This window comes from Streptomyces sp. NPDC051567 (assembly GCF_044454165.1).
Lineage (GTDB): Bacteria > Actinomycetota > Actinomycetes > Streptomycetales > Streptomycetaceae > Streptomyces.
The window spans coordinates 101255-118103 of record NZ_JBITDK010000005.1 but is presented as its reverse complement, the minus strand read 5'-3'; the positions used below and the strand labels follow the sequence as shown (position 1 = coordinate 118103).

11 protein-coding genes are annotated in these 16849 nt (G+C 75.4%); 4 read left to right on the top strand and 7 right to left on the bottom strand.

Annotated elements, in window-relative coordinates:
• Positions 1-163 precede the first annotated feature (163 nt).
• Positions 164-5626, top strand: coding sequence for a pullulanase-type alpha-1,6-glucosidase (gene pulA, locus ACIA5F_RS08175; RefSeq protein WP_399350428.1), 5463 nt, complete (start codon positions 164-166; stop codon positions 5624-5626).
• Here pulA and ACIA5F_RS08170 read toward each other — a convergent pair.
• From ACIA5F_RS08170 to ACIA5F_RS08145, 6 genes are all read right to left on the bottom strand, one after another.
• On the bottom strand, positions 5608-6144 hold the full coding sequence (locus tag ACIA5F_RS08170) for a GNAT family N-acetyltransferase (RefSeq protein WP_399350426.1): 537 nt from the start codon (positions 6142-6144) through the stop codon (positions 5608-5610). The two genes, pulA and ACIA5F_RS08170, sit on opposite strands and share 19 nt — an antisense overlap.
• 25 nt (positions 6145-6169) lie before the next feature.
• Positions 6170-6949, bottom strand: a complete 780-nt coding sequence (locus tag ACIA5F_RS08165) for a TetR/AcrR family transcriptional regulator (protein ID WP_399350424.1) — start codon at positions 6947-6949, stop codon at positions 6170-6172.
• A 56-nt stretch (positions 6950-7005) separates the two neighbouring features.
• Positions 7006-8049 carry a PDR/VanB family oxidoreductase gene (locus ACIA5F_RS08160; RefSeq protein ID WP_399350422.1) on the bottom strand — a complete coding sequence of 348 codons (1044 nt, stop codon included), beginning with the start codon at positions 8047-8049 and terminating at the stop codon, positions 7006-7008.
• Positions 8046-8942, bottom strand: coding sequence for a metal-dependent hydrolase (locus ACIA5F_RS08155; protein WP_399350420.1), 897 nt, complete (start codon positions 8940-8942; stop codon positions 8046-8048). The genes ACIA5F_RS08160 and ACIA5F_RS08155 overlap by 4 nt, the downstream gene beginning before the upstream one ends.
• A 101-nt stretch (positions 8943-9043) precedes the next feature.
• On the bottom strand, positions 9044-10969 hold the full coding sequence (locus ACIA5F_RS08150; RefSeq protein WP_399350418.1) for a hypothetical protein: 1926 nt from the start codon (positions 10967-10969) through the stop codon (positions 9044-9046).
• A gap of 113 nt (positions 10970-11082) precedes the next feature.
• Positions 11083-11877: a tyrosine-protein phosphatase gene (locus ACIA5F_RS08145; RefSeq protein WP_399350416.1), complete on the bottom strand. Its 795-nt coding sequence runs from the start codon at positions 11875-11877 to the stop codon at positions 11083-11085.
• A gap of 457 nt (positions 11878-12334) precedes the next feature.
• Between ACIA5F_RS08145 and ACIA5F_RS08140 the strand changes: the two genes are divergently transcribed.
• Together ACIA5F_RS08140 and ACIA5F_RS08135 are read left to right on the top strand one after the other, a co-directional pair.
• Positions 12335-12982 (top strand): hypothetical protein, encoded by a 648-nt coding sequence (locus ACIA5F_RS08140; protein ID WP_399350414.1) that lies wholly within the window; start codon positions 12335-12337, stop codon positions 12980-12982.
• Between the two features lie 61 nt (positions 12983-13043).
• A complete protein-coding gene (locus tag ACIA5F_RS08135; protein WP_399350412.1) occupies positions 13044-14537 on the top strand; it encodes a PepSY-associated TM helix domain-containing protein in 1494 nt (497 codons plus the stop codon).
• Between the two features lie 112 nt (positions 14538-14649).
• Here ACIA5F_RS08135 and ACIA5F_RS08130 read toward each other — a convergent pair whose 3' ends face one another.
• The gene (locus ACIA5F_RS08130; protein ID WP_399350410.1) at positions 14650-15225 is read right to left on the bottom strand and encodes a winged helix-turn-helix domain-containing protein; all 576 of its coding nucleotides are present in this window, start codon (positions 15223-15225) and stop codon (positions 14650-14652) included.
• 625 nt (positions 15226-15850) lie between these two features.
• Between ACIA5F_RS08130 and ACIA5F_RS08125 the strand changes: the two genes are divergently transcribed.
• Positions 15851-16825, top strand: coding sequence for a Gfo/Idh/MocA family protein (locus ACIA5F_RS08125; protein ID WP_399350408.1), 975 nt, complete (start codon positions 15851-15853; stop codon positions 16823-16825).
• The last annotated feature ends 24 nt before the right edge of the window (positions 16826-16849 follow it).

Here is a 16849-nt window from a genome sequence, read left to right as displayed (position 1 = left end):
CCCGCCCGCCCCGCCCGCCCCACAGGCCGGCCCCGCCCGCCCCACCGACCAGGGCCGCCCGGCACATCGTCACCCCGCCACCGCCGGGCGGCCCTCACCCCTTTCCGCACCAGCACCAGCACCAGCACCACAGAGATCTTTCCGCACCACAAGGAGAGCCGCCGTGAAACGCCCTGCCGCAGGAGTCCTCGCCGCCGCCCTGGCCGTGACGCTCCTGCCCGCCTTCCCCGCCGCCGCCGCCAACCCCCGGCCCCCGGCCCCGCCCTCGGACCGGAAACTGGCCGCCGAACCGGCCCGCCACGACCTGACCCGGGAGCAGTTCTACTTCGTCCTCCCGGACCGGTTCGCCAACGGCGACCGCCGCAACGACCGGGGCGGCCTGACCGGCACCCGGCTGGAGACCGGCTTCGACCCCACCGACAAGGGCTTCTACCAGGGCGGCGACCTCAAGGGGCTGACCGACCGGCTCGACTACGTCAAGGGCCTGGGGACCACGGCGATCTGGCTGGCGCCGGTCTTCAAGAACCAGCCCGTCCAGGGGAAGGGGAACGACGTCTCGGCCGGCTACCACGGCTACTGGATCACCGACTTCACCCAGGTCGACCCGCACTTCGGCACCAACGCCGACCTGGAACGCCTGATCGACAAGGCGCACGAGAAGGGGATGAAGGTCTTCTTCGACGTCATCACCAACCACACCGCCGATGTCGTCGACTACCGGGAGGGCTCCTACGACTACCTCTCCCAGGGCGCCTTCCCCTACCTGACGAAGGACGGCGTCCCCTTCGACGACGCCCAGTACGCGGCGGGCGGGCCGGGCGGGCCGGGCGGAGGCAAGTTCCCGGCTACCGGCCCCGGCACCTTCCCGCGCACCCCGTTCGTGCCCGGGGCGAAGAAGAACCTCAAGGTCCCCGCCTGGCTCAACGACCCGTCGATGTACCACAACCGGGGCGACTCCACCTTCGCCGGCGAATCCTCCGCGCAGGGCGACTTCTTCGGCCTGGACGACCTGTGGACCGAACGTCCCGAGGTCGTCAGCGGGATGGAGAAGATCTACCAGAAGTGGGTGGAGGACTTCGACATCGACGGCTTCCGCATCGACACCGTCAAACACGTCAACACCGAGTTCTGGACCCAGTGGGCCACCGCCCTCGACACGTACGCCGCCCGGCGCGGCCGGGACGACTTCTTCATGTTCGGCGAGGTCTACTCCGCCGACACCGCCGTCACCTCCCCGTACGTGACCCGGGGACGGCTCGACGCCACCCTGGACTTCCCGCTCCAGGACGCGATCCGCGCCTACGCCTCCCAGGGCGCGGGCGCCGGACGGCTCGCCTCCGTCCTCGGCGACGACTACCGCTACACCACCGACAAGGCCAACGCCTACGAGCAGGTCACCTTCCTCGGCAACCACGACATGGGCCGCTTCGGGACCTTCCTGAGGCAGGACCGGCCGGGCGCGGACGAACGGGAGCTGCTGGACCGCTACCGGCTCGCCAACGAGCTGATGTTCCTCTCCCGGGGCAACCCGGTGGTCTACTCCGGTGACGAACAGGGCTTCACGGGCCCCGGCGGCGACAAGGACGCCCGCCAGCCCCTCTTCGCGACCCGCGTCGGCGACTACCTCGACGACGACCAGCTCGGCACCGACCGCACCCACGCGAGCGACGCCTACGACCCGCGGCACCCGCTCTACCGGCAGATCAGCGCCCTCGCGAAGCTGACCCGGGACCACCCGGCGCTGCGCGACGGCATCCAGAGCGAACGCCTGGCCGACGGACCGGTCTACGCCTTCGCCCGCACCGACCCCCGCAGCCGCACCGAGTACCTGGTCGCCGCCAACAACGGCGCCGAGCCCAGGGCCGTGGAGATCGACGCCCCCGCCGGAGCCCGCTACCGCACCCTGTACGGCGGCAACGGCAACGGCAACGGCAACGGCAACGGCAACGGCAACGGCAGCGGCAGCGGCAACGGCGGCGGCGGCGAGCTGCGCGCCTCGGCGGCGGGCAGGCTCACCGTCCCCGTGCCCGCCCTCGCCTCGGTGGTCCTCCAGGCCACCGCCCCCCTCGCCGCCCCCACGACCCGGCCCGCCCTCACCCTGAAGGCCCCGGCCCCCGGCGCGAGCGGCACCGTGGAACTCTCCGCCGAGGTCACCGGCGGCTCCCTGAACCGGGTCGTCTTCGCCGCCCAGAGCGGCGACGGCCCGTGGCAGGTGCTCGGCTCGGCCGACCACGCCCCGTACAAGGTCACCCAGCACCTCACCGCCGCCCCCGGCACCGCCCTGCGCTACAAGGCCGTCGTCGTCGACTCCGCCGGACGCACCGCGAGCGCCCTCGCCGCCTCCGTCGCGGGCAGCGTCCCGCCCGTCGGGCCGCCCACCGCCGTCCAGCGCGACCACGTCGTCGTCCACTACAACCGGCCCGACGGCGACTACACCGACTGGCGGCTCTACGCCTGGGGCGACCTCGCCGACGGGGAGGCTGCCCCAACAACAGAACAGCCCGAAGGGCACGCCTTCACCGGCCGCGACGCCTACGGCGCCTTCGCCCACGTCAAGCTCAAGCCCGGCGCCACCTCGGTCGGCTACCTCGTCATCGACAAGAACGGCGTCAAGGACGTCGCCGCCGACCGCACCGTCGACGTGACCCGCACCGGCGAGATCTGGCTGGAACAGGGCAAGGAACCCGTCCGCACCGACCGCCCGGCCACCCCGCCCCAGGACACCACCAAGGCCGTCCTGCACTACCAGCGCCCCGACGGCGCCCACGACGGCTGGGGCCTGCACGTCTGGACCGGCGCCGCCACCCCCACCGACTGGTCCCGGCCCCTGATGCCGACGCGCACCGACCCCTACGGCGCGGTGTACGAGGTTCCCCTCGCCCCCGGGGCCACCTCGCTCAGCTACATCCTCCACAAGGGCGACGAGAAGGACCTGCCCACCGACCAGTCCCTGGACCTGAAGGCCACCGGCCACGAGGTCTGGATGCTGGGCGGACAGCAGAAGTACCTCCTGCCGCAGCCCGCCGCCTCCACCGCCGACCTCGACCTCACCCAGGCCCGCGCGGTCTGGATCGACCGCTCCACCCTCGCCTGGAACGCCCCGCCGGCCGCCGCCTCCGTCCAGCTCCTCGCCTCCCGCGACGGGTCCGTCACCACGGAGAACGGCGTCCTGAAGGCCCCCGGCGCCCACTGGCTGCGCCTGACGCGCTCCGCCCTCACCGACGCCCAGAAGCAGAAGTTCCCGCACCTGGCCGCGTCCACCGCGTTCACGGTCGACGCCCGCGACCGCGACCGGGTCCGCGAGGCCCTGCGCGGCCAGCTCGTCGCGAGCGCCCGCACCGCCGAAGGCGCCGTCCTCGCCGCCACCGGAGTCCAGCTCGCCGGGGTCCTGGACGACCTCTACGCCAACAACGCCCCGCTGGGCCCCGTCTTCAAGGACGGCCGCCCCACCCTCTCCGTCTGGGCCCCCACCGCCCAACAGGTCGCCCTCGAACTCGACGGCCGGACCGTCCCCATGCGCCGCGACGACACCACCGGCGTCTGGTCGGTGCGCGGCGAGCGCGGCTGGAACGGGAAGCCCTACCGGTACGCCGTGACCGTCTGGGCCCCCACCACCCGCCAGATCGTCCGCAACCTGGTCACCGACCCGTACTCCACGGCCCTGACCACGGACTCGACCCACAGCCTGGTCACCGACCTGGCCGACCCGAAGCTCGCCCCGCCCGGCTGGCGCGCCCTGCGCAAGCCGGACGCCGTCCCCTTCACCTCCGCGCAGATCCAGGAACTCCACATCCGCGACTTCTCCGTCGCCGACCGCACCAGCGGCCACCCCGGCCGGTACCTGGCCTTCACGGACACCGCCTCGGCGGGCATGCGGCACCTGCGCGAACTGGCGAAGGCCGGCACCTCCTACGTCCACCTGCTGCCCGCCTTCGACATCGCCACCGTCCCCGAGGACCCGCAGGACCGCACCGAACCCGCCTGCGACCTGGCGGTGTACGCGCCCGACTCGGCGGAGCAGCAGGCGTGCGTGGCCGCGGCAGCCGCGAAGGACGCCTACAACTGGGGCTACGACCCGCTGCACTACACCGTGCCGGAGGGCAGTTACGCCAGTGACCCCGACGGCACCGCCCGCACCGTCGAGTTCCGCAGGATGGTCCAGTCCCTGAACGGCGCGGGCCTGCGCACGGTCATGGACGTGGTCTACAACCACACGGTCGCCGCCGGGCAGTCGGACAAGTCGGTCCTCGACCGCATCGTGCCCGGCTACTACCAGAGGCTGCTGGCCGACGGCTCGGTGGCCACCTCCACCTGCTGCGCCAACACCGCGCCCGAGAACGCCATGATGGGCCGCCTGGTCGTCGACTCGGTCGTCACCTGGGCGAAGGAGTACAAGGTCGACGGCTTCCGCTTCGACCTGATGGGCCACCACCCGAAGGCCAACATCCTGGCCGTCCGCGCCGCCCTCGACGCCCTCACCCCCGCCGAGGACGGGGTCGACGGCAAACGGATCGTCCTCTACGGGGAGGGCTGGAACTTCGGCGAGATCGCCGACGACGCCCGCTTCGTCCAGGCCACCCAGAAACACATGGCCGGCACCGGCATCGCCACCTTCTCCGACCGGGCCCGCGACGCCGTCCGCGGCGGCGGCCCCTTCGACGAGGACCCGCGCGTCCAGGGCTTCGCCTCCGGGCTCTTCACCGCCCCGAACTCCTCACCCGCCAACGGCACCCCCGACCAGCAGCGGGCCCGGCTCCTGCACGCCCAGGACCTGATCAAGGTCGGGCTCTCCGGGAACCTCGCCTCCTACGCCTTCACCGACACCACCGGCCGCCGCACCACGGGCTCCGAGGTGGACTACAACGGCTCCCCGGCCGGCTACGCCGCCGCCCCCGGTGACGCCCTCGCCTACGCGGACGCCCACGACAACGAGACCCTGGCCGACGCCCTGACCTTCAAACTCCCGCCCGGCACCCCCGCCGCGGACCAGGCCCGCCTCCAGGTCCTGGCCATGGCGACGGCGGCGCTCTCCCAGGGTCCGGCCCTCTCCCAGGCGGGCACGGACCTGCTCCGCTCGAAGTCCCTGGACCGCAACTCCTACGACAGCGGTGACTGGTTCAACGCCCTGCACTGGGACTGCCGCGACGGCAACGGCTTCGGCCGCGGCCTGCCGCCCGCCGCCGACAACGCCTCCAAGTGGCCCTACGCGAAACCCCTGCTGACCGGGGCGCCGCCCACCTGCGCGGACATCACGGCGACCGCCGCCGCCTACCGTGACCTGCTGCGCATCCGCACGAGCGAACCGGCCTTCGCCCTCACCACGGCCCAGGAGGTCCAGTCGCGGCTGGCCTTCCCCCTCTCGGGCCGGGACGAGACCCCGGGCGTGATCACCATGACCCTCGGTGACCTGGTGGTGGTCTTCAACGCCACCCCCACCGCACAGTCCCAGCGGGTCCCCGCCCTCGCGGGCACCGGCCACGCCCTCCACCCGGTCCAGGCCGCGGGCGCGGACCCGGTGGCCCGGCAGGCGTCCTACGACACCGCGACAGGAGAGTTCACCACCCCGGCCCGCACCGTGGCCGTCTTCACCCGCACCACCGGGGCCGCTCACACCAGCGTGAGCTGATCGAGCCGCTTCTCCAGCAGGATCACCCCGTACACCCGCCCGTCCCCGGCCTGTTTGGAGGGGAACTCCCCGACCACCCGGTAGCCCGCACGCTGGTAGTACGCGAGCAGCCGGGGGTTGGCGGAGACGCAGTCCAGCCGCGCCCGCTCCCGTCCGGTCCTGGCGATCCGCCGCTCGGCGTGTTCGAGCATCCGCCGGCCGGCCCCGGCGGGCGCGGCCGTGCGCTCGGTCATCAGCCGGTGCACATAGCCCGCCACGGGCGGCTGGACACCCCAGGCGTCCTCGTCGGACCACCACAGCTCGTACGCCCCGCACACCCGCCCGTTGCCCTCCGAGGCGAGCCACACCTCCCCGTCGCGCATCTTCGCCCGGAAGTGCGCGACGTCCTTCTCCCCGGGCTTCCACTGCTCGATCCCGCGCTTGCCCATCCACCGGGCCGCCTGGTCGTAGAGCTTCACCAGCGTGCCGGCGTCCTTCTCCTCGGCCGGCCGGAACAAGATCCCGTCGTCAATGATCACGCGGAGATTATCGCCAGGTCTGTGATCACCCCGGACCCGGAATACTCCCCGACGCCTCTTGCGGCCCCACACCCGCCGTGCCCCCGGGCTCCCCCTGCGGGACGCCTTCCGGGCCCGGCACCAGCGCGGCGAGCCGGGCGACCAGCTCCCCGAACGGCCCGTCCGCGGGCTCACCGGCCAGCACCGGTACGAGAATCCGGGCCATCTCCGCGTCGTACGCGGCGCTCACGGCGGCCAGCGCGGCGAAGTCGTGCACCAGCTGCCGCTCCAGCTCGGCCCGCGGAATCCTGCGCCCGTCCAGCCAGATCAGCGCGGTGGACTCGGCGAGCGACACCCACGACCGCACCACCAGCTCCAGCCGGGCCGGCGGCGGGTCCTGGGCCCCCAGGTGCGAGAGGATCTGCTCGTACGCCGCCTGCCGCACCTCGTCGATCATGGCGTTGGTCCGGCTGCTCCCGGCCGCCGGACCGCCCCGCATCAGCGCCGAGAAACCGGGCCCGTGGTCGTCGACGAAGGAGAAGAACCGCCCCATGACCCGCAGCAGCCGGGCCCCGAGCGGCCCCTCCCGGGGCTCCACGAACCGTTGCGCCAGCTCGTCGGCGGCCCGCCGCAACGCCGCCTCGTACAGGCTCAGCTTGCCGGGAAAGTAGTGGTAGACGAGCGGGCGGGATATCCCCGCCGCCGCCGCGATCTCGTCGATCGACACATCGTCGGGCGACCGGTGGCTGAACAGCTCCAGAGCTACCCCGATCAACTGCTGCCGCCGCTCCTCGACACCCATCCTGCGCCGCACCCCGGTTGTCATGCGGACACCCTACTTCGCCCCTCCCCACCTCCGACGGGCCGCCGCCCGGGACGGGTTCACAGGTCTAGGACCAGGTGCCCGTCCCGGGCCCGGGAGACGCACAGGAGCATCGAGTCCTCGCGCTCCCGGTCGGTGAGGAAGGTGTCGCGGTGGTCCACGCCGCCCGCCAGGACGCGGTGCGCGCAGGTGCCGCAGAAACCCTGCCCGCAGGAGTACGGGGTGGCGGGCAGCTCCCGGCGGACCGCCGCCAGCGCGCTCTCGTCCGCCCCGACCTCCACCGTCCGCCCCGAGCGGCGCAGTTCGGCCGTGAAGGGCCGGTCCGCGCCGGACCCGCCCGCCGGGGCGAACCGCTCCAGACGCACCGCGGCCGGGTCCGGTACCGCCGCCAGGACCGCTTCCGCCAGCGGCCGGGGACCGCAGCAGTACACCAGGGTCCCCGGCCGCAGAGCGGCGAGCGGCGACAGGTCCGGCAGGCCCGCCTCGTCCTGCGGCACGACCGTGACCCGGTCGCCGTGGGCCGCCAGCAGCTCCAGGTACGGCATCGACGCCCGCGAGCGGCCCCCGTACAGCAGGGTCCAGGCGGCCCCCGCCGCCGTGGCCGCCCGGAGCATCGGCAGGACCGGGGTGATGCCGATGCCGCCCGCGACGAAGACGTAGGACCCGGCCGGGACCAGCGCGAAGCGGTTGCGCGGGGGCCGCAGCCGCAGCTCGGTGCCCACGGTGAGCCGGGCGTGCGCCTCGCGGGAGCCGCCCCGGCCCGCCTCGTCCAGGCGGATCGCGACCGTGTACGTCCCGGCCGCCGGGTCGCCGCACAGCGAGTACTGCCGGACCAGGCCCGAGGGCAGCAGGAGGTCCACGTGCGCGCCCGGGGTCCAGGAGGGCAGTGCGGGCGCGCCCAGGGTCAGTTCCACCACCCCCTGGGCCGGTTCGGCGCGGGCGAGGACCCGGACCCGCAGGGAGCGGCGCGGGGAGTGGCCCGAGACCGGGGTCTCCAGGGCGGGCAGGGGCCAGAGCGGGGAGCGGGCGATCCGCCGCCGCAGGGCGCGCCGGGCCAGCAGGGCGGTGCCCGCCGCCGCCGTGACCGCCAGGGTCCGTCTCACCGGAGCGCACCGCCGTTCGCCCCGGGGGAGGTGGCGAGGTAGGCCACCGCCTGGGCCGTCGAGCCCTCCCGCGAGGGGTGGTAGGTGCGGGAGAGGTAGGCCGGGACGGACCGCAGCATCGCGCCCGGGGCCGGGAGCAGGCCCTGGCGTCCGGCCCGCAGGTACTGGCCGAGGGAGGCCCGGCCGTCCGTCAGGTGCGGATCGTTCTCCATGAAGAAGCGGACGCCCCGCTGCCACAGGAAGACCAGCGCCGAGAACCCGGTGGCCCAGGTCCGGGCCCGGCGCGGGTAGCCGCCGTCCACGTGCTGGAAGAGGTCGAAGGCCACCGAGCGGTGCTCGACCTCCTCCGCCCCGTGCCAGCGCAGCAGGTCGAGCATGGCCGGGTCGGCGCCCCGCCGGTCCAGTTCGTCCGCGTTCAGCACCCAGTCGCCGAGGAACGCCGTGCAGTGCTCGATCGCGGCGATCATCGCGACCCGTTCCATCAGCCACCAGTGGCGGGCCCGCCCCGGCGGCAGGGTCCGGTCGCCGAGCAGCTTCTCGAAGAGCCAGTCCACCTGCGCGGTGTAGGGGGTCGGGTCCAGGCCCAGCCGTTTCAGGTGGGGGAGGACGTCGTCGTGCGCGGCGGCGTGCGTGGCCTCCTGGCCCATGAACCCGGTCACGTCCGCGCGCAGCCGCTCGTCCCGTATGTACGGCAGCACCTGCTTGTAGACGTGGACGAACCACCGTTCGCCCGCCGGGAGCAGCAGGTGCAGCACGTTGATGGTGTGGGCGGCGAAGGGCTCGCCGGGCAGCCAGTGGAGCGGGGTGTCCTCCCAGCCGAACGAGACGTCGCGGGCCGTGAGCGCGGTGTGCTGCGACGCCACGGGAGCGGGCGCGGGCGGCGTATTAGACATGGCGTCAATGTACTGAGGGGTGCGGACGAGGAGAACCCCTCGACGGGGACTTCCTCACCACCGCCCGCCCGGGGCCGGGCTCTCCCGGCCCCGGCCGCGCCCTACCGCAGGACGCCCGCCTTCGTGCCGTCCGTGAGTCTGCCCGACAGCTCGGCCTGCGCGCCCGCCGGGGCCTTCACCGCCAGCCGGCTGCCGGTCGCCGTGCCGCTGACACCACCGCCCGACGCCGACACCGAGGCGAACTGCGCACTGCCCGCCGCGAGGACGTACCACTGGCCCGACCGCGCCTTCCACAGCACACCCGCCAGCACCCGGGGCTCCCGCGGCCCGCACGCGGGCGACCCCTGCGAGCTGGCCGCCTGCACGGCCATCGGGGCCCGCGGGGCCAGGAACTGCGCCTGCACCCGGTCCGCCGTGCCCTGCCAGGTCGTGGCCCGGACACAGAGCCAGGTGGCCGTCCCGTCGCCCTCCGGCAGCGACTGCCGGGCGTACGCCCAGGAGTTGACCGCACGGACCCCGTTCGAGCGGGCCGAGGGCAGCAGACAAGCGGTCTTCGACCACTCCCCGAGTTCCGCCGCCCCCGCCACGTCCCGCTCCGCGCCCGGCGCGCCCGACGTCAGCCGGGCCGGGGTCAGTTCGCCGAGGTCGGTGACGAGCCGGGTGGCGCCGTCCCCGGTCAGGGCCAGGGCGTTCCAGCTCGTACAGGTGCCCCCCGGGGCGGGGCCCCGCACGGGCGGGGTGACCCCGTCCGGGGACGGCTTCAGCGCGACCGGCGCCCCGTCGGGCCGGAGCAGGTCCCGCAGGGCGACCCCGGTCACCCAGGGGGCGGTGAGGTAACGGACGTTGCCGTCGACCCGGCCGACCACCACCCCGGCCGCGGTCTCCGCCGAGGCGCCGTCGGTCCGGGCGAAGTCGAGGGCGGCGGCGGTGCCCCCGGCGCGCGGCTCGGCGTACCGCACCACCCGCAGGCCGTCGTGGAACAGGACCACGACGGCCTGGTCGACGTCGCCCGCGAAGAGCAGCTGCGGCGGACCCATCGGCGGCCCGGCGGGGGTGCCGGGGGTGACCGAGACGGCCACCGAGGCGCCGGGCCGGGCCCACACGGCCAGCGCCCGCCGCAGCAGCGCGGTGTCCTCGGTCCGCCCGCCCCGGGCGGGCCACACGGAGTAGCCGCTGAGGGAGGCCGTCCGCCAGAGCCCGGGCGCCACCCGGACCAGCCTGCCGGGGTCCAGGGCCTGCTCGGCGGCCCCGGCCCGCCCGCCCGCCGGGGCCCCGTCCCCGCCCGCGCCCCAGCCGCCGCCCGGCAGCACGAGCAGCGCCCCGCACACCGCGAGCGCGGCCCCGGCGGCCAGGGCGGCCCGCACCAGACGGCGGCGGCGCAGCAGATCGGTCGGCCGGGCCTGGAGCACGCACGGATCGAACTCGGGGGAGAGGAAGAGGCCGTCGTGGGCCGGGTCCCCGGCCCGCGCGAGGGCGGCGGCCGGGTCCGCGACCCCGGCCTGCGCGAGCAGCCGCACCACCTCCGCCCCGGAGAGCCGCTCCAGCGCCCGCAGCGCGCACGCGGCCCGGGCGGGGCCGTCGAGCGTGGCCAGCCACTGGTCCAGCGCCAGCTCCTCGGCGCCCCCCGCCCGGGGGAACAGCCGCAGCCCCCACACCTGCGGCAGCGCCCCCGGCAGCCGGACCCGCCGGGGAAGGGTGCGGAAGGTCGCCGGCACCCCGGCCTCCAGGGCCGCGCGCACCACCCGCAGCCGGACGTACGCGTACCCGGCCCCGGCAACCGGCTCGCCGGGGCCCGTGCCCCGCTGCCCCGGAACCCCGCCCCGCGCGCCCGCACCCCCGAACCGGCCGCGCGGCAGCGCCCGCTGGACGAGCGCGTGCGCGGTGAGCACCCGCCGGTGACGGCCCAGGCCGGGCGGGAGCACCAGATGGGCGAGCCGCACCAGCCGGGGGTAGTGCTCGACGATGGCGGCCTCGGCCAGCTCGACATCGGGAGCGGGGGGACGGGTGGCGGTATCCGGCGCAGTCACATTCAGCAGAACGAGCGAATCGTCCGATGGTCACCGGCCCCCGCCCCGCCCACCACGGCCCCGCCCACCACAGCCCCGCCCGGCCCGCCCCCGCGGACCGGTGGAACTCCCGGTCAGCCCACCAGCCGGGCCCGCAGCGCCGCGACCGTCGCGTCGTCGACACCGAGTCCCTCGCGCACGTACACCTCCATGGAGCCGTGGCGCGCCCGGACCTCCTCCAGCGCGGCCTCCAGGTACGAGGGGAAGACCCCCACCAGCGCGAGCGCGATGTCCGGGTCGCCGCCCGCCGCCGTGAAACCCTCGATCAGCGGCGCGAACGCCTGCTTGACCGCCGGGTTGACGGACAGGTACTCGGCCATCAGGGTCTCGTCGTCCGCGCCGAGCAGCGCCAGGATCACGGTCGCGCCCCAGCCCGTACGGTCCTTGCCCGCCGTGCAGTGGAACAGCAGCGGCCCGGCCCCGGGGTCGGCGGCCTCGGTGAGCAGCATCCGGTAGGCGGCCCGCGCCGACCCGGAGGCGACGAAGGACCGGTAGACATCGCCGAACAGCGCCCGCGCCTTGCCGTCGCCCAGGTGCTCCTCGGCCACCGCCGGGTCGGACAGCAGGTCCTTGAGCTGCGCGGCGGCGGGCACCTTGCCGGTGCTCAGCTTGTCGGCGAGGACGTCACCGACGAGGCTGCGGGCCCCGGCCGGCACCCGGTCGGGGTGGTCGGCGCGCTCGGCGTCGGTGCGCAGGTCGACGATCGTGCGCAGCCCCAGCGCGGCCACCGCCGGGTCGGCGTCGAGATCCAGCCGGTCGAGCTGCCCGGAGCGCAGCACCAGCCCGGGGCGGACGGTCCGCCCGCCGGGGAGCGGGGTGCCGCCCAGGTCGCGGAGGTTGGCGACAGTGGTGGCGGGGGTGGCGGTCATCGTGGCTGCTCCAGCGGGGTGCGAGGGGTCCGGGCCGGGCCGGTCGGGCACGGCACGCGGGATGGCGTTGCTCGTGTCATCAGGTGATCGGACGATTTTCGGACGTGGCGTGCCCGAAAGACAACCGGCACCCGTCGACGGCCGGCGCGATCCCCACCCCGACCCCCAGCGCCACCAGGTGCCCGGCATCGGCGAAGGTCCGCCCGCGCCCCGGCACCGGCCGCACCACGAGCGCCGGCAGCGCCCGGCGGAGAGGTTGTCGACATCGGTCGGGCAACCGAGCAGCAGCCGCTCCCGCTCCGCCCCGTCCATCCGCCCCAGGACGTACGCCCCGAGCCGGACCCCGCCCGCGTACACCGCGTCCAACGGCGCCGTCCAGGACCGTGGATTCCCCGCACATCATCGGGCACCGCCCTCTGGCGCGGACCACCGGGCCTCGTGGGACCATGTCCCGGCCATGTCCGAGAATCCCGCGCCGCTGCGCGCCACCCGGGCCGCGATGTTCGCGGCGGTGTGCACCGCCGTGGGCGCGCTGGGACACGCGCACATGTCCGGGACGGACGCCCCCCCGGCGGGCCTGCTGGCCGCTTTCGGGGCGACCGGTTCGCTCGCCTGGCTCGGCGCCGGACGGCGCCGGGGCCCGGCGGCCATCGCCGCCGCGCTCCTCACCGTCCAGGGCGTCCTGCACCTCGTCCTCTCCGTGAGCCGGACGCCCGGGCCGGCCTCCGGCCACCGGCACCCCTCCGGCACGGACCTGAGCGCCATGGCGACGGGGACCGGGCACGGTGGCGCCGGGATGATCGCCGCGCACCTGCTCGCCGGAGTCTTCTGCGCCGCCTGGCTGGCATGGGGCGAGGCCGCCGTCTTCCGGCTCCTCCCGGTCCTCGGCTCCGCCGCGCTGCTGGCGGCCCGGCCGCTCGCCCGCGCACTCGTCCTCGTACGGGCCCGCGTGGCCCCCGTGCCGCGCCCGCCCGCGCCCCGGCCCCGGTACGCGCCGCCGCGCCGGCTGCGCGGGGCCGTGCACGCCCACGCCGTCGTACGGCGCGGCCCGCCCCGGTGGCGCACCACCCGAGCCACGGCCCCCGGCCGGCCCGCCCACGCCTGAGCGGTGGACGGCGCGAGACCCGGGGCCGCTTCCCCCTGTCTTCGCCACCCTGAGGAACCCCATGTCTCTCGACGAGGTCCAGGACGTCCCCACCCGGGACTCCAGAACGCGGCACACCGCCGCCCGGGACACCCCGGCCGACCCCACCGGCACCGACCCCGCCGACACCGGGATACCGGGGCGCGGCGGCTGGGCCGCCCTGCGCCCGCTGATCCTGCGCGTCCACTTCTACGCCGGGCTGCTGATCGCCCCGCTGCTCTTCGTCGCCGCCACCACCGGACTCCTCTACGCCGCCTCCTGGCAGGCCGAGAAGATCCTCTACTCCGACGAGCTGACCGTCGACCGCGTCGGCGACCACGCCCTGCCCCTCGGCGCCCAGGCCGAGGCGGCCCGGTCCGCCGCTCCCCGGGGCGAGATCCTCTCCGTGTGGCCCGCGCCCGACGCCGAGGCCACCACCCGGGTGGTCATGGAGAACCCCGGACTCGCGGAGGGCGAGACCCTCACCGTCTTCGTCGACCCCTACACGGCCGAGGTCCGCGGCCAGCTCACCACCCTGGGCGACGCGCTGCCGCTGCGCGCCTGGCTCAGCCAGTTCCACACCAGCCTCCAGCTCGGCGAGTTCGGCCGCAACTACAGCGAACTCGCCGCGAGCTGGCTGTGGGTGGTGGCGCTGGGCGGGCTCGCCCTGTGGATCGGCCGCCGCCGCACCAGGCGCTCCCAGCTGGTCCTGCCGGACCGCACGGCCACCGGCCGCCGCCGCACCCTGTCCTGGCACGGGGCCGTCGGCCTCTGGGTCGCCGTGGGTCTCGTCGCCCTCTCCGCCACCGGCCTGACCTGGTCGCGCTATGCCGGTGAGAACATCGGGCAGCTCCAGGACCGCCTCGGCGGGGCCACCCCCTCCGTCTCCGCCTCCCTGGGCGGCGCCCCGGCCGACGGCGGCGACGAGCACGCCGGCCATGTCATGACCCCGGGCATGGAGATGCCCCCGCCCGCCCCCACCGCCGACGTCGGCATCGACCGGGCCGTGGCCGCCGCCCGCGCCGCCGGGGTCACCGAGCACCTCCGGGTGACCCTGCCCGCGCAGGGCAAGGGGTACGTGGTCAAGGAGCACGACCGGCAGGTCCCGGTCCACCTGGACGCCGTCGCCGTCGACCCCGCGGACGGCCGGGTGATGGACGAGCTGCGCTTCGCCGACCACCCCCTGCTCGCCCAGCTCACGCGGTTCGGCATCGACCTCCACATGGGGCTGACCTTCGGCCTCGCCAACCAGCTCGCGCTGGCCGCGCTCGCCGTCTCGCTGATGTTCCTGGTCGTCTGGGGCTACCGGATGTGGTGGCTGCGCAGGCCGACCAAGGAGCGCCGGCTCTCCGTGGGCCGGGCCCAGCCGCGCGGGGCCTGGCGGAAGCTGCCGGTGACCCTGATGACACCGCTGGCCGCCGTGACGGCCGCGGTCGGCTGGTTCGTCCCGATGCTCGGGATCAGCCTGCTGGTCTTCCTCGTGCTCGACGCGCTGCTCGGCCTCGTCGCGGCCCGCCGCGCCAGGGCAGCGGCCTGACGACGTCACGGCCTGACGCACCACGGCCCGGTGGGCCCGTACTCCTCGCGGAGTACTGGCCCACCGTCCGTCTGTCGTCCGTGCGTGTCCTGCGGTCCGGCCGCCGGGGCGGTCAGGGTGCGTACTTGTAGCCCACCCGGCGCACCGTCTGGATCGCCCCGCGGCGGGCCGTGCCCAGCTTGCGGCGGAGCCGGGCGATGTGGACGTCCACGGTCCGGCCGTCGCCGACGTGGCCGTAGCCCCAGACCGTGGTCACCAGCTGGTCCCGGCTGTGCACCCGGTGCGGGTGGGCGACCAGGTGGGCCAGCAGCTCGAACTCCAGGTACGTCAGGTCGAGGACCCGGCCGTCCACCTCGGCGGTGCGCTGGGCCGCGTCGATGCGGACCAGGGCGTCACCCGTGGTGGAGGCGGTCCCGGACCCTTGCGGGGCGGCAACGGCCTGCGGGGCGAAGGCGGTCGGCGGCTGCTGGTCGGCGGGGACGAGGACCAGGTAACCGACCATCGGCGGCTGGCCCGGCAGCGTCGGCAGGGTGTGCTGCGGGGCGGGCAGCCAGGTGGCGCCCGGCGGGAGCAGGTCCACCACCCGCGCCACCTCGTCCCGGTCCACGGCGCGCAGCCGGTGGCGCGGACTGGGAGGGAAGACGAGGGGCGAGGGCGCGGCGGAGGTCAGGGGACGGGTGTTGGCCATGAGTGGTCAGCTCTTTCACGCGAAGTGGTCGGCAGGAGACGTACGGACGTTCCTCGTACCGCGCGGACCGAAGGCTTCGGGGAGGGCCTGGTGGAGTTCCCGGAGGCTTTAGAGGGCCGGCGCGTTCTTCGCGCGACAACACACCCGATCGAAATCGTGGTCCTGCCGGGAAGGCCAGAACGGCTCGAGGTCGCTGCGACCGGTCGAGGTGTGCGGGTGGCTGGCCATGCGCCCATTCAAGCAGATGTGCGGAGCCCGGGGCAGACCTTGTCTCAGTCCGTGGATCGGAATCTCATATTCCGGGCCTGGGGGTGGGCGCGCCCCAACAGGGCGACGGCCGCCGGGCCTTGGGCCCCGGCGGCCGTCGGGCCGCTGCACCGGTCCCACCGGTCGCTCTCGTGCGGACCCGTCAGCCGCTCGTCGAGGCCCGCGCCGTGGTTCCTGACGTGGCCCATCGGCTTCGACCCCCGCCCGGTGCCCCGGTGCCGTAGCTGACGCCACGCGCCCGCCCGGGACGATCGGGGACGGCCCTCGGGCCGCGCCGTAGGCCGGGAGGGGCGTGCGGGGCGGGCGGGGTGCGAGGTTCGGCAGGGGAACGCCTGTCCGGGTGGGGCAGACTGGTCGGATGAGCATGTCGTCCGACGAGAATCCCGCCGCGCGCCCCCCGGCCGCCCCGTCCCCGGACCCCTCGGCGGGCGCCGCCGAGGGCCACCGCCCCCGGGTCGGGCTGCTGGGCACCGGCCCCTGGGCCCGCCGCACGCACGCGCCCGCCCTCGCCGCGCATCCCGGCTCCGAGTTCGCCGGGGTCTGGGGCCGCCGGCCCGAGGCGGCGGGCGCGCTGGCCGGGGAGTACGGAGTGAAGGCGTACGAAGACCCCGACGCGCTGTTCGCGGACTGCGACGTCGTGGCCTTCGCCCTGCCGCCGGACGTCCAGGCCCCGCTGGCCCTGCGCGCCGCCGCCGCCGGGTGCCACCTGCTGCTCGACAAGCCCGTCGCGACGACCGTCCCGGACGCCCGCGCCGTGGCCGACGCGGTGGCCCGCCACAGCGTCGCCTCCGTCGTCTTCCTCACCCTGCGCTTCGCCGAGCCCACCGCCGGCTGGATCGGTGAACAGGCCGGACGCACCGGCTGGTTCACCGCCGCCGCCCACTGGCTCGGCGCCGTCTTCCCGCCCGACGGCGCACCCAGCGCCTACGCCGACTCGCCCTGGCGCAAGGACAAGGGCGGGCTGTGGGACGTCGGCCCGCACGTGCTCTCCGTCCTGATCCCGGTCCTCGGCGAGGTCACGGCCGTCAGCGCCACCCGCGGCCCCCGCGACGTGGTCCAGCTGGCCCTGCGGCACACCTCCGGCGCCGCCTCCACCGCCGTCCTCTCCCTGGGCGCGCCGCGCGCCGCCGCCGGGGTGGGCCTGGAACTGCGCGGCACCGAGGGCGTGTTCGCACTGCCCGACTGGGACGACGTGCCGGGCGCCTACGGGCGGGCCCTGGACGCCCTGCTCACCGCCGCCCGGACGGGGGTGCCGGACCCGCGCGGGGCGGAGTTCGGGGCCCGGCTGACCGAGATCCTGGCCGAGGCCGAGGACCTGCTCCCGCCCGGCTGAGAGCCTTCCCGGCCCGGTCCCGCC